Genomic DNA, 17,458 nt, shown 5'->3' on the forward strand with positions numbered 1-17,458 from the left:
GGTGGGTGGAACTACTAGATGAGGCCCTCGCGCAGTGCGTACGCGACGGCGTGCGAACGGTTCTTCAGCTGCAGGCGGCTGGTGACGTCGTGCAGGACGTTCTTCACCGTCCGCTCCGAGTAGGACAGCTCCCGGGCGATCTCCTGGGTGTCCTTGCCGTCGGCCACGAGGCGCAGTACCTGCGTCTCCCGGTCGGACAGCCCGGTGTGGGACAGGCCCCGCGGTGCCAGCACGTGCCGCTGCATGCGCGACACCTGGCCGAGCAACCGGCCCAGCAGATCAGGCGGCAGGCTGCCATCGCCGGCAGCCGCAGCCTGGAGCAGGTGCACGATGCGGTCGGCAGTGGCGTCGGTACGCCGAAGCACACCCGAGACCCCCAGCTCGACCGCGGTCATCAGCGCCTCGTCGTCGATCGTGCTGCCGATCAGCACGGTCCGGCGACAGCCGCGTTGAGTGGCAGAGCGCAGTACCTGTACCGCACCCGCGTCCAGCGAGTCGACCGCGACCAGAGCCACCACTGGCGGGGTGGTGCGCTGGTCGGCCCGACCCGGCTGCGACTGGGCCTGCTGCGACTCGGCCAGTTCGGCGTCGCCGATCAGCAGGATCTCCGGACGCTGCCTGAGCGCGTGCACCAACCCGAACTGCGACAGCGGGTCGAGCGCTTTCACCCAGACGGGTATGCGTTGTTGCGTCATGTACGTCACTCCCCCAGAGCGTTTTTGTGGAACGGAACGGATCGAATCCGCAGTCACGGCGAACCCCCAAAGTCGTCAATCCGATCGTGATCCCCGACCTTCAGCCAGCCTTAAATTTCGGCTGCAGGCGGTACCCCGACTCAAACCCAAGGGTGACGCGGGCGCATTTCACCGACGTCTCATGCCGATCTCTTGTCCACCCGCCCCCATGAAACAGCCCCTCCGGGAGGTCAGGCCAGGGCGGTCAGGACAGCGTGATCAGGCCGGCGGTGGTCAGGCCAGGGCGGTCAGGACAGCGTGGTCAGGGCGCGCAGGGCGAGGCGGTAGGAGTCGAGGCCGAAGCCGGCGATGGTGCCGGTGGCGACCGCCGCGACGACGCTCGTGTGGCGGAACTCCTCGCGGGTGGCCGGGTTGGTGATGTGGATCTCGATCAGCGGGGCAGTGCGCTGGGCGCAGGCGTCGCGGAGGGCGTAGGAGTAGTGGGTGAAGGCCGCCGGGTTGAGGACCACCGGGGTCTTGGTGTCCGCGGCCTCGTGGAGCCAGCCGACCAGTTCCGCCTCGTCGTCGGTCTGACGGACCTCTACCTCCAGGCCGAGCTCGGCGCCGGTCTTCTCGCATTCGGAGACCAGGTCGGCGAATTTGGTCGCGCCGTAGACGTCGGGCTCCCGGGAACCCAGGCGGCCCAGGTTCGGGCCGTTCAGTACCAGTACGCGGCGTCCGTCTGCATCAGTCACGGGACTCAGCGTAGTGCTCAGCACCCACCGACCCGCGAAACAAGTCCCGACTTGGGCACTATCGGCGAAGCGACCCGCCATCGGGCCGTTTCATCGGCGGAGCAGGCGGCCGTAGGCCTGTTTCGCCTCGGCGACGGCCGTCCGGTACAGGGCGTCTGCGGTGATACCGCCGGTGAGCGCGACCCAGTTGCGGCGGGACAGGACCTGTTGGGTCGAGATCAGGTCCGCGGCGGCCAGCTCGTTGGTCAGTCCGCCGCCGAGCGCCTCAGTGAGCGCGGCCTGGTCGGCTGCGACGAATTCATGCACCCGGGTGGCCAGGGCCGGCGTGTGGAGGATCAGCCGGTAGTAGGCGAGCACGGCCGGGTTGTCGTTGAGCCCAGTGACCGGATCCCGGCGCTTGAGCCCGTCAACGAAGTGGTCGCGCAATGCCTGCACCGCGTCGGTGGTTGCCACCGGGTTGGCGGTTGCAGCCGGGTTGGCGGTCGCCGCGGTGACGACGCGGGCCGCCTCGCCGGCGTGATCGGCGATCCGGTGCAGGGCCAGGTCCTGTTTGGTGGCGAAGTACTTGAACAGGGTCGGCTTGGAGACGTCCGCCGCGGCCGCGATGTCCGCCACCGACACCTCGTCGAACCCGTGCTCGAGGAACAACTCGATCGCCGCCTGGGAGAGCGCGTCGTGCGTCTGCTGCTTCTTGCGGTCCCGCAGTCCGGCCATGCCCTGACGATAGCAAAGTGTTAACCTGGTCAAAACATTAACCGAGTTAACCTTTTGAGCATGGGCGGGCGAATGCGGGGACTGGACGGGGAACGCGAGTATGCCGAGCGCTGCCGCCTCGCGCTCCAGGCGATGATCGCCGGGGCGCGGGAGAACGTGGTCGTCGGCGAGCTGACCTGGGGTGATCGGTACACGGCCGAGCGGCTCGGCTACTACCTGCGGAGCCTGGCGCAGGAGCTCGGCGACGAAGGCACGGGACCGCCGTTCTTCGGCCTGATCGGCTACGGCGACGACGACACTGCCGGCGAGCACCGCAACCAGACCTACTACCTCGGCCGCCGGCACATCTCGGACGCGATCGGCCGCCCGCCCCTGGTGATCGACTGGCGAGCCCCCGTCTCGACCTCCTTCTACCGCGCGAGCCCCACCGACCCCCGCGGCATCACCACCCGCCGCCGCTTCGGCTGGTCCACCGAAACCCTCACCGGCTACGAAGACGAGCACCTCACCCGCCGTCCGCACCCTCCGGGCGCGGGCGGGCAAGAGTCGGAGCACGGAGCCGACGCCGGAAGCGACGCGACGGCAGCGGACGGGGCGGACGCCGGCCGGGTGGTGTCGGGGATTCTGCGGGCTGAGATCGAGCGGCCTCGGGTGGGGCCGATGCGGGACATCGTGGCGACCATTCAGCCCGAGCAGGATCTGCTCGTTCGGGCCGAGCTGGATGAATCGCTGTGTGTGCAAGGGGCTCCGGGGACCGGGAAGACGGCGGTCGGGCTGCACCGGGCGGCGTACCTGCTCTATGTGCATCGGGCTCGGTTGCAGCGCAACGGGGTGCTGGTGCTCGGGCCCAACCGGGCGTTCCTGCACTACATCTCGGCGGTTCTTCCGACTCTTGGCGAGGTCGACGTCGAGCAGACGACGATCGAGGAGCTGCTGACCGGCGAGCAGCACCCGATTCGCAGTACGGACGGCCCCGGGGCTGCCGAGACCAAGCACGACAAGCGGATGGCCGAGGTCCTTCGCAGAGCGCTCTACAGCCGGATCCAAACGCCCGAGGACGCGGTGGTCGTGCCGGACTCGTCGTACCGGTGGCGGGTGAACCAGCACGAGTTCGAGCAGATGGTCGACGACGCGCGGCAGGAGGCAACGGCGTACCTGCTCGGCCGGGAGCGGGTGATCTCCCGCCTCGTCGCCGCACTCCAGCGCCAGGCCGAGGCTCGCGGTCAGAACTGCAACGGCAACTGGCTGCGCAAGATGGGCCGCGCGGTGACCCCGGCCGTCGACGCTGTCTGGCCCGCCGTCAAAGCCGACGAACTGCTCGCCGGACTACTCAGCGACCCCACCGCCCTCGCCACCGCAGCCGACGGCATCCTCACCGAAGACGAGCAGGCGGCGATCAGCTGGAAGCGCGCCCGCAAACCGAAGAGCGCTCTGTGGACCGCCGCCGACGCTGTGCTGCTGGACGAAGCGAGCGCTCTCCTCGAGCGCGGCCCGACCTACGGGCACGTGATCATCGACGAAGCCCAGGACCTCTCCCCCATGCAGTGCCGCGCGATCGCCCGCCGCAGCGAACACGGCTCGATCACCGTCCTCGGCGACCTCGCCCAAGGGACCACACCCTGGGCCACCCGCGACTGGCCCGCGCAACTCGCCCACCTCGGCAAGCCCGACAGCCAGGTCATCGCCCTCACCACCGGCTACCGCGTGCCCGCGGCCGTCGTCGAGGTGGCCAACCGCCTCCTCGGCAACCTCGGCATCGACGTCCCGCCGACGAGATCGTTCCGCTCCGACGGCCGCCTGAGCATCCAACGGACGAGCGACCTCGCCAAGACGTGCACTGAGGCAGTACGGGCTGCTTTGACAGAGGAGGGCTCGATCGGCGTGATCGCCGCCGACGAGGCGATCGACCACCTCAGAACGACGCTGCACGACGACGGCATCGACACGATCGAGGCCGACGGCGACGGCCGGGTAGCGCTGGTCCCGGCCGTGCTGGCCAAGGGCCTGGAGTACGACCACGTGATCGTGATCGAGCCCGCCGCGATCGTCGAGGCCGAGCCCCGTGGCCTGAACCGGCTCTATGTTGTGCTCACCCGGGCAGTGTCCCGGCTGGACGTCCTGCACTCCCGTGCCCTCCCGCCGGAGCTAGATGGAACCAAAGCCTGATTTCCGGACTCTTCCGGGTATGAGTACACCGATCGTGGGGGTGCTGATGGGAGAGGGTACGGGGCAGGCGGTCAGTTCGGATCTGGAGCTGTGGGAACGGCTGCGGTCGGCTGACGAGCTCGCCCTGACCGAGCTCTTCCATCGGCACAGCGACGCCGTCTACAACTTCGCGTTCCGCCGGACGAGTTCCTGGTCGCTCGCGGAGGACATCGTCCAGGCGACCTTCACCGCGGTCTGGCGGCGGGCCGGCGAGGGCCGGCTCGACGAGCTGACCTTCGGCACCGCACGCCCGTTGCTGCTGACCGTCGCCCGGTACGAATGCGCCAACGCGGCCAGATCAAGCCGGCGGCTGACCGCCCTGCGCCAGCGGCTCGGCACCCTCGGCGGCTCGACCGAAACCCCCGACCACTCCGCGCTGGCCGTGGCGAAGGTCGACGACGAGCGGGCGATGAGCGCTCTGCGCCGCGCGCTGGCGAAGGTACCGGCCGATCAGCGCGAGATCGTCGAGCTGGTCGCGTGGTCCGGCTGCTCGATGGCCGAGGCGGCGCAGGTCCTCGGCGTACCCGAAGGCACCGTGAAATCCCGGCTGGCACGAGCCCGCCGCCGGCTGGCCGGCCTGATCGATCTCGACACCACGGAGGGAACGCAATGACCAAGCCACCCGCCGAGCGAACCCTGCCGAACAAGCAGGACATCCTCGACCGAGTCCTCGCCGGTCCGACGAACGCACCGGAGCCCGGCCGACTCCGCCGGCAAGCAGACCGGCTCCGGGTCGGGCCGACCACGAAGCCGACGCGCTCCGGAGGCGACTGGCCGGCGCCGAAGCGGCGGTGGCCCGGCTGGGCCGTTCCCGTCCTGGCGGGCGCAGCGGTGGCCGCGATCGTCGGCGCCATCCTGGTCGTCCCGCAGACCATGAAGTCCGGCGACCCGGCCCTCACCCCGGCCAGCAGACCGGCCGAATCCGAGGTCGACCTCGACCTCGGGCCGCTGTCGCAGGCCGAGATCGCGAAGCTGCTCGGGATCTGCCGGCCCTGGCCGCAGCCCTACCGCGTTCTGCACGCCACCAAGATCCGCACCGCCTGGGGAAAACGTCAGGACTGGACGGTGGCCGTCGAGGGTCACGACCCCGGCGGCGACGGAGTCCCGCCGGGCGACGGGCGGTTGATCGCCTGCAGCGGGTATCCGGTCAAGACCACCGCGGAGGACCTGGCCAGCCAGGGCATCTGGTGGGAGAACTTCTTCTCCACGAGTGGGCCTGCCCTGAGCGAGGAGGAGCTCGCGAACCTGCCCAAGGGCGAGAGCTTCATCCAGCCCCGCTACGACGACAGCTTCCGGCCGCAGGAGCTGATCCAGTTGCAGGCCGAGCCGGACAAGAAGTGGGCGAGCCGGATGTGGATCCGGACCCCGTCGACAGTCGATCGGGTCCGTCAGCGCATCCTCGTCGACGGCACCCCGAAATCGCCGTGGTTCAGCAGCAAGTCGGTCGACGGCCTCAGCTTCACCCAGGCCTGGATCGACGCGCCGGTCAGCAGATCCGCGAAGTACACGGTCGAGGTGCAGTTCCTCGACAAGTCGAACCGGCTGGTCGAGATCCCTGGCTCCACCGGCCCGACGACCGTGGTGACGAGCGGTGGATTCGGCTTCAACAAGACCTACAAGTACAGCGACTACTACGTCAGCTGATCTCGGCGTAGGCGGCGATGAGCAGGCTGGGGTCGGGGGCTTCGAGGATGGTGGGCTTGGCGAGGGCGTCGAGGATGACGAAGCGGAGGCGGTCGGCCCGGGTCTTCTTGTCCAGCTTCATCGCGTCCTGCAGGTGCGGCCAGGCGTCGGCGCGGTACTTCACCGGCAGCCCGAGCGACTCCAGTACGGCCCGATGCCGATCAGCCGTCGCGTCGTCGAGCTTGCCCGCCGCCCGGGCGAGCTCGGCGACGAACACCATCCCGATGCTGATCGCGGCACCGTGCCGCCACTTGTACCGCTCGACCCGCTCGATCGCGTGCCCGAGCGTGTGCCCGTAGTTGAGCGCCTCGCGCCCGATCTGCCCGCCGACCGACGTCGTCTTCTCGCGCAGATCCGCGCCGACGGTGTCGGCCTTCACCTGGATCGCGCGGGCGATCAACTCCTCGGTGTGCTTGTACGCCGGTGACGACGCCCCCTCCGGATCCGCCTCCACCAACTCGAGGATGACCGGATCGGCGATGAAGCCGCACTTCACCACCTCGGCCAGGCCGCTCACGTAATCGTTGCGGGGCAGCGTTTCCAGCGCGGCCAGGTCGCACAGCACACCGGCCGGCTCCCAGAACGCGCCGACCAGGTTCTTGCCCTCGGCCGTGTTGATCCCGGTCTTGCCGCCGACGGCCGCGTCGACCATGCCGAGCAGCGTCGTCGGGATGTGCACCACCTTGACGCCACGCAACCAGGTCGCCGCGACGAAGCCGGCCAGGTCGGTCGTCGTCCCGCCACCGATCGACACAATCGCGTCGGACCGGGTGAAGCCCGCCTGCCCGAGCACCGACCAGCAGTACGCGAGCACCTCCGCCGACTTGGCTTCCTCGGCGTCGGGGATCTCGATCGCATGCGCCGTGTATCCGCCGGCGACGAGGTCATCGCGGATCGCGTCACCGCTGGTCCGCAGCGCACGCGGATGGATGACGGCTACTCGCCGGACGTCATCGCCCAGCAGACCGGGCAGTTCCCCGAGCAGATTGTTGCCGATGACAACGTCGTACGGCGAAGCCGCGGCAACCCGGATCCGGTTCGCACCGCCCGGTTCCGCGCCGACCGCTGGGGTCGGGCTGGTGGGGTCGGTCATCCGAGGTGCTCCAGGATCTCGGCGGCGATCTCCTCGGGCGCCCGGCCGTCGGTGCTCACCGTGTGCTTGGCGACCTCGGCGTACAGCGGCCGGCGGGCGTCCATCAGGTTCTTCAGCTGGGTGCGGACATTGCCCAGCAGCAACGGCCGGGCGACACCCAGCCCGACCCGCTTGGCCGCCTCGCCGACAGATACGTCGAGGAAGACGACGTTGTGCCCGGCCAGATCAGCTCGCGTATCGGCGTCGAGGATCGCACCGCCACCCAACGAAAGCACCACATCGTCAGCAGTCAGCGCCGCCACGATCGCCGCCCGCTCCATCGCCCGGAACGCGGGCTCACCGGAGTCGACGAAAATGTCCGAGATCGGCTTCCCCGCCGTGTTCTCCACATCCGCATCGGTATCGCGGTGAGCCTTGCCGAGCTTCGCAGCAATCAGCTCGGCAACCGTCGACTTGCCGGAGCCAGGCGGGCCAACCAACACGACAACTGGTCCCCGTGAGCTGCTGCCGCCAGGGGCTGCGTCGGCAGCGGGCGCGGTGTCGCTCACTCGGCGCTCCACTCGCGTGGGGTGATGGTGGTGGGGAGGCCTGCCAGGTAGGTCTGGTGGTTGCGGGAGGTCTCGGTGACCGAGTCGCCGCCGAACTTCTCGACCGAGACGTCGGCCAGGACGAGGGCGACCATCGCCTCGGCGACGATTCCCGCGGCCGGTACGGCGCAGACGTCGGAGCGCTGGTGATGGGCCGCGGCCGCCTCACCGGTGACCGTGTCGATCGTGCGCAGCGCCCGCGGCACGGTCGCGATCGGCTTCATCGCCGCGCGCACCCGCAGGGTCTCCCCCGTGCTCATGCCGCCCTCGGTACCACCCGAGCGACCGCTGGTACGCCGTACCGCGCCACCCTCCGCGACGATCTCGTCGTGCGCCTTCGACCCCGGCGTCCGGGCCAGCTCGAAGCCGTCGCCGAGCTCGACCCCCTTGATCGCCTGGATGCCCATCAGCGCGCCGGCCAGCTTGGAGTCCAGCCGCCGGTCCCAGTGCACGTAGCTGCCGAGACCCGGCGGAAGCCCGTCGACGATCACCTCGACGACACCGCCCAGGGTGTCACCGGCCTTCTGCGCCTGGTCGATCTCGGCGACCATCTGCTTGCTCGCGTCCGGGTCCAGGCAACGGACCGGATCCGCGTCGAGGCGCGCGACATCGTCGTAGGACGGGATCACGCCGTACGGCGCCTTGACGGTGCCCAGCTCGACGACATGGCTGACGATCGTCACGCCGTACGCCTGCTTGAGGAACCTTGCGGCGACCTCACCGAGCGCCACCCGGGCGGCAGTCTCGCGCGCACTAGCCCGCTCGAGCACCGGCCGGGCCTCGTCGAACCCGTACTTCTGCATGCCGGCCAGATCCGCATGGCCGGGCCGAGGACGGGTCAGCGGCGCGTTGCGGGCCAGATCGGCCAGTACGTCCGGGTCGACCGGGTCGGCCGACATCACCTGCTCCCACTTCGGCCACTCGGTGTTGCCGACCTGGATCGCGACCGGGCTGCCGAGTGACAGTCCGTGCCGGAACCCGCCGAGAAAGGTCACCTCGTCCCGCTCGAACTTCATCCGGGCGCCACGGCCGTAACCGAGACGACGACGGGCCAGGGCGTCGGCCACGTCATCCGTGGTGACCTGGACGCCTGCGGGAAGACCTTCGAGTACGGCGACGAGCGCTTGTCCGTGCGACTCGCCGGCGGTGAGCCAGCGCAACATGCCGCAATCCTCCCACGAAGCCACCCACCGGCCGGGAGCGGTCTCGCGCTACCTAGTCACTTACCAGCGCCCGTCAGTCGAGGCAGAACTCGTTGCCCTCGATATCCAGCATCGTGATGCACGACTCGTTGAAGCCGTCGGCGACCTGTTCCTGGAACACCGTCGCACCGAGCGCGACCAGGCGCTCGGCCTCGGCCCGCAGGGTGGCCAGCCGCTCGTCCCCCACCAGCCCGGTACCGGCCCGTACGTCGAGGTGCACCCGGTTCTTGACCACCTTGCCCTCAGGGACCCGCTGGAAGAACAGCCGCGGGCCCTCCCCGGCCGGGTCGACGCAGGCGAACGCCGAACCCTGGAGCTCGGCCGGCAGCGAGCTGTTGAACGCGTCCCAGTCGGCGAACCCCTCCGGCGGTGGCGGGACGACATACCCCAGCACCTCGCACCAGAAGCGGGCGACCCGCTCCGGATCCGCGCAGTCGAAGGTGACCTGGAACTTCTTGACCGATGCCATGCGGCCCACCTTAAAGGCGGAAAGTGCCAAGGATGGAGCGAATTAACAGGCGGTGGCGCGCTCCGGGTCGAGGGCGCTGCGGACCGAGAGGGCGACGTCGAGAGCCTTGGCCACCGGGTTGGTGTCGCAGGGGTTGTGGCTCTGCGGCGCAGCGGCGGCGGCACCCACGGCCGCGGCGCCACCCAGTACAACGGTGGCCAGGCCTGCGGCGGCCGTTCGGGCGACGGTGCGGCGCAGTTTGCTGGTCATGGCGTCCTCCTCGTTGGTCCGTGCTTCGGTAAGTACCAAGCTATGAGCCGGCGAGGCGGAACGAACTGGCCTTGGGACCCGTCTAGAGGTAGTGCTAGCGCCACCATGCCCACTCTCTTGCGATCACCCGATGACCGGGAGGCACCGATGACCAGGACCGATGAAGAGGCCTATCGCGCCCGGGTCAGGGGTTGCCTGCTCGGTGGCGCGATCGGCGACGCGCTCGGCGGCCCGGTGGAGTTCAGCGACGCGCGGTCGATCGTCGCCGAGCACCCCGACGGCGTCCGGACCTTCGTTGCCAAGGGCCCGCACTGGCCGGCCGGTACGGTGACCGACGACACCCAGATGACGTTGTTCACGGTCGAGGGGCTGATCCGGGCCGGCGTACGGACCGATCGTGGGATCGGGTTCACGCTCGGGGTCGTGCAGCACGCCTACGACAGGTGGCTGGACACCCAGTTGCTGCTCATCCCGAGTGGCGACCGCGACGGTTGGTTGCAGAGCCAGCGGTGGCTGTACGCACGCCGGGCTCCCGGCAACACCTGCCTGTCCGCGCTGACCGAGGCACGCAAGGGTGATGACAGCATCCAGCGCTTCGGCGAGCAGGCCGTCAACGACTCCAAAGGCTGCGGCGGAGTGATGCGGGTGGCACCCGTCGGCCTGCTGCCCGGGTTCGACGCCGAGTGGATCTTCGACGCCGCGGCCGAGCTCGCCGGCTACACCCACGGCCACGTGACAGGAAAGCTCGCCTCGGGCGCGCTCGCCGCGATCATCCACCAACTCAACCAGGGTGCCGATCTGAACGCAGCCCTCGACTCAGCGCAGGCACTGCTCGCCTCCCGCCCGGGCCATGATGAAACCAGTACTGCGCTCGCCGCCGCCCGTGAACTGGCCGCGCAATCCCTCAAGCCCGGCCCAGCGACCGTGGAGCGGCTCGGCGGCGGCTGGATCGCCGAGGAAGCGCTCTCCATCGCGGTGTACTGCGCCCTTGCCTACCCCGAACCCGACCAGTTCCTCGACGCCCTCGCGCTCGCGGTCACGCACTCCGGCGACAGCGACTCCACCGGCGCCATCTGCGGCAACATCCTCGGCACCCTGCACGGAGAGACCGCTCTCCCACCCGAACTCGTCTACCCCCTCGAAGGCCGCGGCACCATCCTCCAACTAGCCGACGACTTCATCCTCGAGTTCACCCGGGCCACCCACCTCCACGGCGACTACGGCCCGCACACCACCTGGACCACCCGCTACCCCGGCTGGTGACCGGCAAGGGATCGGCCGGGACGTCCGGCCCGTCCCCCGAGGATCAGGCCCGGCGTCCCGGCCGGTGGCAGAACACCTTACGCGGCCGGGAGGTCGCCTTGAAGGGACCGCCGATCAACCTAGGTAGAGCCGGACCAACGGCTGGCCGGCCAGTACGCCGATGAGGGCGCCGAGGAGCATGAAGGGGCCGAACGGGAGCATGTCTTTGCGGGAGTAGCCCTTCGCGACCATCAGGACGACGCCGTTCACCGCGCCGACGAAGAAGCCGGCGTAGAGGCCGACGATCACCTCACCCCAGCCGAGCCAGCCCAAGGCCATGCCCAGTAGGCCCGACAGCCGGACGTCACCGTAGCCGACGCCTCGGCGCACCACCGTGAAGAGCAGCTCGAACAGACCATAGGCGACCGCCCCGGCGATCACGGCTCGCAGCAGTGATCCCCAATCCCCTGTCGCCAGGGCGCCGATCGCCAGCGCCAGCCCGACGAGCCCGTACGACGGCCAGGTGATCGCTGATGGGAGGTACTTCGTCCGGGCGTCGATGTATCCGAGAACAGAACCCACCACGGCCAGCATCAGCCAGGCGGCCAGTCCTGCGGACGTGCCGAGCATCCAGCCGAGCAGCCCGCCGGCGACGGCTGCGGTCGCGCCACACCAGTACGCCGCCTTCGTGGCAACGCCTTCGCCGGCCAGTTCGGCGTACCGGATCTTGGTGTCGCCGTCTTCGAGGATCGGCTCCGGGAGCCGGCGCATCACCAGTGGGCCGAGCGTGAACGCAGCGGCGCCGCAGAGGACGAAACCGGCCCCTGCGGCGAGCAAAGCGTTGTCAGCCGGCACGATGCAGGAGCCTAGACGATCGGTGACCGCCCCTGCTCCCGGACCGCGCCGTGCCTGTGGACAACGCGCTCAGTCGAACAAGCGGCTCAGTGGCCGAAGTCCGCCGGGTCGCAGTTCGTGCTGAGCCACTCGACGTACTTGAGGCTCGCCGCGGCCGCCTTCTTCTGGTCCTCGACCGGCAGCGTCCCGGCCTTGGCCTTGTCGTACAGCGGCAGCATCGCCTCCAGGGACGGCTTGAGATCGGCCGGCGCGTCCTCGGCGAGGTCCTCGATGGTCTCCTTGACCTTCTGCAGCTGGTCGTCGCTCAGCTCGGACGCCTGCTTGCCGGTGCCCATGTCCTCCGCCTTCGACGCGAGCTTCTTGCAGAACTCCTTGGCGTCGCCGGACGCGGCCGGCTTGCTCTCCTCCGACTCCGCCGCGGTGGGCGTGTCCTCCGACTGCGGCTCGGTGGTCTGCGGCTGGCTGGTCGCCGGCGGCGGTGCGGCCGCCTTCGAGGTGTCCTTGTCGCCACAGCCGGTCAGCAGCGTCAGTCCGCCGAGAACCAGCACGGCGAGCGTTACCCGGATCTTCATTCTGGTCTTCCCCCAAGAGAATGTTCCTGCTCCGATGCCCCAACACGGGATCTTTCGCAGCAACCTTCGCCCGGGGGCATCTCACCGGAGTCTCACCGGCGCTTCACCAGCCTGCGCCCGACGAGCGCGGCGGCCCCGCCGATCAGCAGTACGCCGCCGAACAGCACCGCGACAGTGCTCCACAACCCGTCGTTCTCGGTCACGTACGTCACCCGCTCGAACGCGTCGTCGCTCGCCGCCTGGGTGAACCCGAAGTCGGCGCTGATCCGCTCCGGCTCGCGATAAGTCACCGAGTACGCCGTCAGGAACGCCGACGAGGCGAGCTGTGGAGCGTCCTCGCCCGCCAGCCGTCCGGCGTACAGGAGCTCGGGCTTCACGTCCGGGTCAGGCAGGGTCGAGGCGTCCACCCGGTACGGCGCCGCGACGTACACGGTCACCGTCTGAGCCGTTGTCGCGCCTTTGCTGAGCCGCATCGGGTAGACGATCCGCGGCGAGGCGAAGGTCAGCCGCAGCGGCGGAGTCGAGCCGGTCATCGGGGTGCCGTCGTCCTTCGGGGCGAGCTTGACCGCGACGATCTCCCACTTCTCGGTCAGGTACGGCGTGAGGTTGGCGGCCAGGCTCTCGGGAGCGGCGTACCCGTTCGTGTGCAGCCAGTCGGTCACCGCGGTACCGCTGGATCCGCTGAGCCGCGCGACCTGGAACGGGCCGAGCCGCATCTGCTGCCGCACATCCACTCCCCCGCCCGCCCGCGGCGCACCGGCGGTGTCGCCGCGGCTGCCCATGATCCCCAGGTCGCGGAACGGCCAGTACGTCTTGCGGGTGACGACCTTCGGCCGGGTGATCGACTGCAGGCGGTAGAAGAGGCCGTCGTCGCCGAGCTCCACCTTCGCGGCCGCGGGCACCGGCATGATCCAGGCGGCCTTCTTCGACTGCCCCTGGACGGACATCGACAACACGATCTCCTCCTGGCCGCCGTCGTAGCGGACCAGGGCGTTCTCGCCGAACACCCGGGCGCGCGACTCCGCGTCCGGCAGGTACCCGCCGCAAGCGCACGCCCAAGCGGGCGCGACACCGACTCCCAGCAGAGCCAGCCCGAGTACGCCCGCCACCAACCGCCAGAGCTTCATGGCCCGAAGGCTAGTGGCGGGTGGGGCCGGGTCAGGCGATCGTGTAGGCGTTCTTGAAGAAGTTCGTCGGGTCGTACTTCTTCTTGACCGCTTGGAGCCGGGTGTAGTTGGCGCCGTAGTACGTGCTGACCGAGCGGCCGGCCTCGACGTAGTTCACGTAGCCGCCGGCCGATGAAGGCTTCACCGCACGGTGGCCGTTGGTGATGAAGGTCTGGGCGGCCTTGATCTGGGCGGCTGTCGGGTGGGCCGGCAGTCCGGAGTACCACTGGACGACGCCGACCGCGGATCGGTGACCCCACGAGGATCCGCCGGACGGGATCTTCGCCGACTGGCCGCCCAGTGGGTCGAGGATCGCGGCGGCTGGGAGCTTCGCCCGGGCGGCTGTCTTCATCGCGCCCAGCAAGGCGGCGATGGTGTTGGCGGACATCGGCTTCAGGACGTCGGAACCGGCCAGCCAGCCCTGGCGCGCGCTGGTCGTGCCGCCGCCCAGGTACTTGACCGCCTCCATGTGCGTCCGGACCGCGAAGGTCCGGGTGGTCGCCTTGGAGCCGACGTACGACTCCAGCTGAGCGGCCGCCGCGGCGCCGTTGCCGGTGGTCGAGCAGCCGAGCACGTGGATCTGCAGCGTTCCGTTGCTCTTGGCATCGATGTGCACGTTGCCCCAGGCGGTGATCGGCGCCACCTGGGCGAACTTCTGCCAGCCCTTGATGACGGCCGCCGCCTTCGACTCCGGCCAGGTCAGCCGGAAGAAGCCGAGCTTCGCCGCCGGGATCGTGATCAGCTTGAACGACGTCACGATGCCGAGGTTGCCACCGCCGCCACCCCGCAACGCCCAGAACAGATCAGGATCGACCGTCGCGCTCACGTTGCGCGCGACGCCGTCGGCGGTGATCACGCCCATCGACTGGATCCGGTCGCAGGTCAGGCCGAAGGCCCGCGTGTGCACGCCCATCCCGCCACCGAGGGTGAGCCCGGCGATACCGACGGTCGGGCAGGTCCCGGTCGGCAGGGACTTGCCGTACTTGTCCAGGAACGCGTGGACGTCGTAGAGCTTCGCGCCCGCGCCGACGGTGAGCACGTTGCCCGAGTAGCTCATCGAGCGCATCGCGCTGACGTCCACCACCAGGCCGTTGTTGACCGTCGAGGCGCCGACGTACGAATGCCCGCCGCTCTTCGGCACCGAGACCAGCTTGTTCTTGCGGGCGAACTGGATCGCCGTGCGGACGTCGGTCGCGTTGGCCGTGCGGATCACGGCAGCCGGCGCGACGGTGTCCCAGCGCGGGTTGAAGAGCTGGCGGACGGTCGCGTAGCCGGGTTGGCCCGGCCGGTACACGGTGCCCTTGACGCTCTTCTGGAACGCGGTCCAGTCCGGCCCTGCGGCCGTCAGGTTCGCCCCGGCCGGACCGGCACTGGCCGGCTTGACCTCGGAACAGCTGGTCAGCGCTACTGCGGCAAGCGCCCCGCCTGCCTTCAGTACGGTACGGCGGTCAACTGGGCTCACGATCGTTCAGCTCCTCACGCGCGGCGGCTCTCATTGCCGCCAGGGGCGCGGGCGACATACCGGTCATCATCTCCACCTGGAGGGTCGCCTGATGCACAAGCAGGTCAAGGCCGTTCAACAGCTCTGTACCGATCCGGTGCGCCGCGATCGCGAGCTGGGTCGGCCACGGGTGGTAGGCCACGTCGAAGACCACCGGAGCGACCTGCGCGAAGTGGTCGGCCCACGGATCCACGACACCGCCGGGCAGGGTCGAGATGCACAGGTCGAAGCCACCGATCTGCTCGACCTGGTTGAAGTCCGTCGCCGAGACCTTCAGCCCCAGCTCGGCCGCGAGATCCCTCAGCCGCTCGACCTTCGCGAGATCGCGCACGACCAGCGTCACCTCGCTGACCTTCAACCCCCGCAGGGCAGCCAGCGTCGAAGCAGCAGTCGCTCCCCCACCCAGTACTACGGCCGTGTCGGCGCCGGTGATCCCCCGCTCCGCAAACGCCGACACCAACCCGGGTACGTCGGTGTTGTGGGCCGACCGTGACCCGTCCGGCTCGAAGAGCATCGTGTTCGCCGCGCCGATCAACTCCGCGACCGGGTCGACCCGGTCGACGAGCTCGAGCGCGACGCGCTTCAGCGGCATCGTCAGCGACAGTCCGCGCACGTCGTCGCCGAGCGTGCTGAGGAAGGTGCGCAACTCGTCCTCGCCGACCTCGTAGGACTCGTACCGCCAGTCGAGTCCGAGTTCGGCGTACGCCGCCCTGTGCATGGCCGGCGACAGCGAGTGCGCGATCGGTTGACCGAGTACGGCGCAACGGGTCATCGGGTCAGCACCGACCGGTGTGGGCCTTGCACCACGCCGTCAACAGGTCGACGTTCTTCTGGTGCTCTTCCCCGGTGGTCGCGAAGCGGGTCTCGCCGGTGTCCAGGTTGACCAGCGTGAAGTACTTCCAGGTGCCGGTCGCCGGGTTGACGGCTGCTCGCAGCATGTCCTTGTCCGGCGAGTTGATCGGCGTCGGCGGCAGTCCGTCGTGCAGGTACGTGTTGTACGGCGACTCGGTCTCGCGTTGTTCCTTGGAGGTGTAGACGCCACCGGTACGGCCGACGATGTAGTGGATCGTCGAGTCCATCTGCAGCTTCTGCCCGACCCGGAGCCGGTTGTAGATGACCCGCGCGACCTTGGCGTAGTCCTCCTTGCGGTTGGTCTCGGCGCCGATGATGCTGGCGACGATCACCGCCTGGTACGGGTCGACGTTCTTGCGTTGCGCCTTCTGGATGAACTGCAGGTCGGCGACGGCCTTGGTGAAGCCGGCCGTGGACAGCCGGAGGACGGTGTAGGCGTTCGCATCCTTGGGGATGTCGTAGGTGCCGGGGAGCAGGAAGCCCTCGGGGTTGTTCTTCGCCCAGGACGGGAGCTTGAGCTGGGCCGGCTTGCTCATCGCGACCTGCGCGGCGCCCGGCGGGAGCTTGGCCGCCTTGCTCTTCTGCAGCAGGGCGACGATCTCGGCCTTGGTCCGGGCCGGCGGGATGGTGAACCGGGTGACGAGCACCGACTTCGCGGTGTCGAGCAGCAGCTCCAGCGCGGCCTTGGACGACATCTGCTTGTGCAACGTGTACAGGTTCGCCTGGATCTTCTTGGAGCGCGGGTCGTCGCGGGCGACCCGCTCGAAGGCCTTGGCGCTCTTCACCACGCCCTTCTTCTCCAGGGTGTCGGCGATCGACTGGGAGCTCTGACCGGCGGCGATCTCGACGGTGACGGTCTCGCTGCTGCCGGTGCCCTCGTAGTCGGGGGCGGCGAAGACCTTCTCCAGCGCGTCGCGGCCCTTGCCGAAACCGACCGCGAGGCCGGCCACCAGCGCGCCGACGACGAGCAGCGAGAGCAGGCCGGCGAAGCAGCCGAAGCCGCGACGGGCGCGGGTCTTGCGCCGGTTGGCCCGGCGCTCGACCCGGGACTCCGGGCGCATGCCGAGGTTGTCCCGGAAGTCGTCGGTCTGGTCGTCGCGGTCTTCGTTCACCGATGTCCCGTTCACAGGGGCCTCCCGGGTGGGTTGCCGGTCTCGCGCTCGAAGTCGAGCGCGTGTTGCAGAATCACGACCGCCGCGGCCTGGTCGACCACGGCCCGCCGCTTGGAACCCTTCTTACCCCGTTCCCGCAGCATCCGTTCGGCCGTCACGGTGGTGAACCGCTCGTCCACCAGCCGTACCTCCGCCTCGACACTCGCCTGCTGGAGCTTCTCGGCAAGCTGCGCCGAGGTGTCCCGGACCTTCACCGCGGCCGGCCCCTCACCCCCGGACAACGACCGGGGCAATCCCACGACCACCTCGAACGCCTCCAGTTCGACCACCAGCCCGACAATCCGCTCGAGCGCCCCAGCCCCAGCCCGAACCGTCTCCACCGGAGTAGCAAGAATCCCGTGCGGATCCGAACTGGCGACGCCGATCCTCGCATCCCCGACATCCAGCGCAACCCGAACCCCGCGGCGCACTAGTGTGCCCCGCCCAAGGTCCACCAGCACAACCGACCGCCGCGCTGCGGTGCAGCG

General features: G+C 69.4%; 19 protein-coding genes. 4 read left to right on the forward strand and 15 right to left on the reverse strand.

Translation table 11 applies throughout. The features are described 5' to 3' along the window. Window positions 1-14 precede the first annotated feature (14 nt). The 3 genes from ABD116_RS06545 to ABD116_RS06555 all read right to left on the reverse strand — a co-directional run bounded on the left by ABD116_RS06545 (window position 15) and on the right by ABD116_RS06555 (window position 2,143). Window positions 15-695 carry a LuxR C-terminal-related transcriptional regulator gene (locus tag ABD116_RS06545; RefSeq protein WP_343965888.1) on the reverse strand — a complete coding sequence of 227 codons (681 nt, stop codon included), beginning with the start codon at window positions 693-695 and terminating at the stop codon, window positions 15-17. A gap of 287 nt (window positions 696-982) precedes the next feature. Next, window positions 983-1,429, reverse strand: a complete 447-nt coding sequence (aroQ, locus tag ABD116_RS06550; protein WP_343965891.1) for a type II 3-dehydroquinate dehydratase — start codon at window positions 1,427-1,429, stop codon at window positions 983-985. A 90-nt stretch (window positions 1,430-1,519) separates the two neighbouring features. Then, window positions 1,520-2,143 carry a TetR family transcriptional regulator gene (locus ABD116_RS06555; protein WP_343965893.1) on the reverse strand — a complete coding sequence of 208 codons (624 nt, stop codon included), beginning with the start codon at window positions 2,141-2,143 and terminating at the stop codon, window positions 1,520-1,522. Window positions 2,144-2,203: 60 nt separating this feature from the next. Here ABD116_RS06555 and ABD116_RS06560 point away from each other — a divergent pair, with 60 nt between their 5' ends. From ABD116_RS06560 to ABD116_RS06570, 3 genes are read left to right on the forward strand one after another with little or no spacing between them, the layout of a single operon-like run. After that, window positions 2,204-4,309 carry a HelD family protein gene (locus tag ABD116_RS06560; RefSeq protein WP_343965895.1) on the forward strand — a complete coding sequence of 702 codons (2,106 nt, stop codon included), beginning with the start codon at window positions 2,204-2,206 and terminating at the stop codon, window positions 4,307-4,309. 19 nt (window positions 4,310-4,328) lie between these two features. After that, window positions 4,329-4,961, forward strand: coding sequence for an RNA polymerase sigma factor (locus ABD116_RS06565; RefSeq protein ID WP_343965898.1), 633 nt, complete (start codon window positions 4,329-4,331; stop codon window positions 4,959-4,961). Further along, window positions 4,958-5,992: a hypothetical protein gene (locus ABD116_RS06570; protein ID WP_343965901.1), complete on the forward strand. Its 1,035-nt coding sequence runs from the start codon at window positions 4,958-4,960 to the stop codon at window positions 5,990-5,992. Before ABD116_RS06565 ends, ABD116_RS06570 begins: the two co-directional genes overlap by 4 nt. Here ABD116_RS06570 and aroB read toward each other — a convergent pair. The 5 genes from aroB to ABD116_RS06595 all read right to left on the reverse strand — a co-directional run bounded on the left by aroB (window position 5,985) and on the right by ABD116_RS06595 (window position 9,631). Then, window positions 5,985-7,124, reverse strand: coding sequence for a 3-dehydroquinate synthase (gene aroB / locus ABD116_RS06575; protein WP_343965904.1), 1,140 nt, complete (start codon window positions 7,122-7,124; stop codon window positions 5,985-5,987). The two genes, ABD116_RS06570 and aroB, sit on opposite strands and share 8 nt — an antisense overlap. Further along, window positions 7,121-7,672, reverse strand: a complete 552-nt coding sequence (locus ABD116_RS06580; RefSeq protein ID WP_343965907.1) for a shikimate kinase — start codon at window positions 7,670-7,672, stop codon at window positions 7,121-7,123. The genes aroB and ABD116_RS06580 overlap by 4 nt, the downstream gene beginning before the upstream one ends. Next, a complete protein-coding gene (gene aroC, locus ABD116_RS06585) occupies window positions 7,669-8,874 on the reverse strand; it encodes a chorismate synthase (RefSeq protein ID WP_343965909.1) in 1,206 nt (401 codons plus the stop codon). The genes ABD116_RS06580 and aroC overlap by 4 nt, the downstream gene beginning before the upstream one ends. 73 nt (window positions 8,875-8,947) lie before the next feature. Beyond that, window positions 8,948-9,382 (reverse strand): VOC family protein, encoded by a 435-nt coding sequence (locus ABD116_RS06590; protein WP_343965911.1) that lies wholly within the window; start codon window positions 9,380-9,382, stop codon window positions 8,948-8,950. A gap of 42 nt (window positions 9,383-9,424) precedes the next feature. Further along, a complete protein-coding gene (locus ABD116_RS06595; protein WP_343965913.1) occupies window positions 9,425-9,631 on the reverse strand; it encodes a hypothetical protein in 207 nt (68 codons plus the stop codon). 147 nt (window positions 9,632-9,778) lie between these two features. On the opposite strand from ABD116_RS06595, the gene ABD116_RS06600 reads away from it, so the two are divergent. Then, window positions 9,779-10,894: an ADP-ribosylglycohydrolase family protein gene (locus tag ABD116_RS06600; protein WP_343965914.1), complete on the forward strand. Its 1,116-nt coding sequence runs from the start codon at window positions 9,779-9,781 to the stop codon at window positions 10,892-10,894. Between the two features lie 114 nt (window positions 10,895-11,008). Here the strand turns inward: ABD116_RS06600 and ABD116_RS06605 are convergent, their stop codons facing one another. The 7 genes from ABD116_RS06605 to ruvX form a co-directional block, all read right to left on the reverse strand. After that, window positions 11,009-11,728, reverse strand: coding sequence for a prepilin peptidase (locus ABD116_RS06605; protein ID WP_343965915.1), 720 nt, complete (start codon window positions 11,726-11,728; stop codon window positions 11,009-11,011). Between the two features lie 86 nt (window positions 11,729-11,814). Then, window positions 11,815-12,300, reverse strand: a complete 486-nt coding sequence (locus ABD116_RS06610) for a hypothetical protein (protein ID WP_343965916.1) — start codon at window positions 12,298-12,300, stop codon at window positions 11,815-11,817. Window positions 12,301-12,392: 92 nt separating this feature from the next. After that, complete coding sequence (locus ABD116_RS06615; protein ID WP_343965918.1) at window positions 12,393-13,427, reverse strand: DUF2330 domain-containing protein; 1,035 nt, start codon at window positions 13,425-13,427, stop codon at window positions 12,393-12,395. Window positions 13,428-13,458: 31 nt separating this feature from the next. After that, entirely contained in the window at window positions 13,459-14,928 is a 1,470-nt protein-coding gene (locus tag ABD116_RS06620; RefSeq protein WP_343965920.1) for an FAD-binding oxidoreductase, read from the reverse strand. Beyond that, window positions 14,915-15,739, reverse strand: a complete 825-nt coding sequence (locus ABD116_RS06625) for a shikimate dehydrogenase (protein ID WP_343965923.1) — start codon at window positions 15,737-15,739, stop codon at window positions 14,915-14,917. The genes ABD116_RS06620 and ABD116_RS06625 overlap by 14 nt, the downstream gene beginning before the upstream one ends. A gap of 4 nt (window positions 15,740-15,743) precedes the next feature. After that, the gene (mltG, locus tag ABD116_RS06630; RefSeq protein ID WP_343965925.1) at window positions 15,744-16,946 is read right to left on the reverse strand and encodes an endolytic transglycosylase MltG; all 1,203 of its coding nucleotides are present in this window, start codon (window positions 16,944-16,946) and stop codon (window positions 15,744-15,746) included. After that, window positions 16,943-17,401, reverse strand: coding sequence for a Holliday junction resolvase RuvX (gene ruvX, locus ABD116_RS06635; RefSeq protein ID WP_344846309.1), 459 nt, complete (start codon window positions 17,399-17,401; stop codon window positions 16,943-16,945). Before ruvX ends, mltG begins: the two co-directional genes overlap by 4 nt. Between the last annotated feature and the right edge of the window lie 57 nt (window positions 17,402-17,458).

Source organism: Kribbella koreensis, assembly GCF_039525325.1.
GTDB lineage: Bacteria > Actinomycetota > Actinomycetes > Propionibacteriales > Kribbellaceae > Kribbella > Kribbella koreensis.

Bases quoted from the DNA above. Each gene is read 5' to 3' on its own strand.
- ABD116_RS06560 (WP_343965895.1), top strand. From the start codon at position 2,204: ATGGGCGGGCGAATGCGGGGACTGGACGGGGAACGCGAGTATGCCGAG.
- ABD116_RS06555 (WP_343965893.1), bottom strand. From the start codon at position 2,143: ATGGCCGGACTGCGGGACCGCAAGAAGCAGCAGACGCACGACGCGCTC.
- ABD116_RS06610 (WP_343965916.1), bottom strand. From the start codon at position 12,300: ATGAAGATCCGGGTAACGCTCGCCGTGCTGGTTCTCGGCGGACTGACG.
- ABD116_RS06565 (WP_343965898.1), top strand. From the start codon at position 4,329: ATGAGTACACCGATCGTGGGGGTGCTGATGGGAGAGGGTACGGGGCAG.
- ABD116_RS06600 (WP_343965914.1), top strand. From the start codon at position 9,779: ATGACCAGGACCGATGAAGAGGCCTATCGCGCCCGGGTCAGGGGTTGC.
- ABD116_RS06625 (WP_343965923.1), bottom strand. From the start codon at position 15,739: ATGACCCGTTGCGCCGTACTCGGTCAACCGATCGCGCACTCGCTGTCG.
- ABD116_RS06570 (WP_343965901.1), top strand. From the start codon at position 4,958: ATGACCAAGCCACCCGCCGAGCGAACCCTGCCGAACAAGCAGGACATC.
- aroC (WP_343965909.1), bottom strand. From the start codon at position 8,874: ATGTTGCGCTGGCTCACCGCCGGCGAGTCGCACGGACAAGCGCTCGTC.
- ABD116_RS06615 (WP_343965918.1), bottom strand. From the start codon at position 13,427: ATGAAGCTCTGGCGGTTGGTGGCGGGCGTACTCGGGCTGGCTCTGCTG.
- ABD116_RS06595 (WP_343965913.1), bottom strand. From the start codon at position 9,631: ATGACCAGCAAACTGCGCCGCACCGTCGCCCGAACGGCCGCCGCAGGC.
- ABD116_RS06545 (WP_343965888.1), bottom strand. From the start codon at position 695: ATGACGCAACAACGCATACCCGTCTGGGTGAAAGCGCTCGACCCGCTG.
- ABD116_RS06590 (WP_343965911.1), bottom strand. From the start codon at position 9,382: ATGGCATCGGTCAAGAAGTTCCAGGTCACCTTCGACTGCGCGGATCCG.
- aroB (WP_343965904.1), bottom strand. From the start codon at position 7,124: ATGACCGACCCCACCAGCCCGACCCCAGCGGTCGGCGCGGAACCGGGC.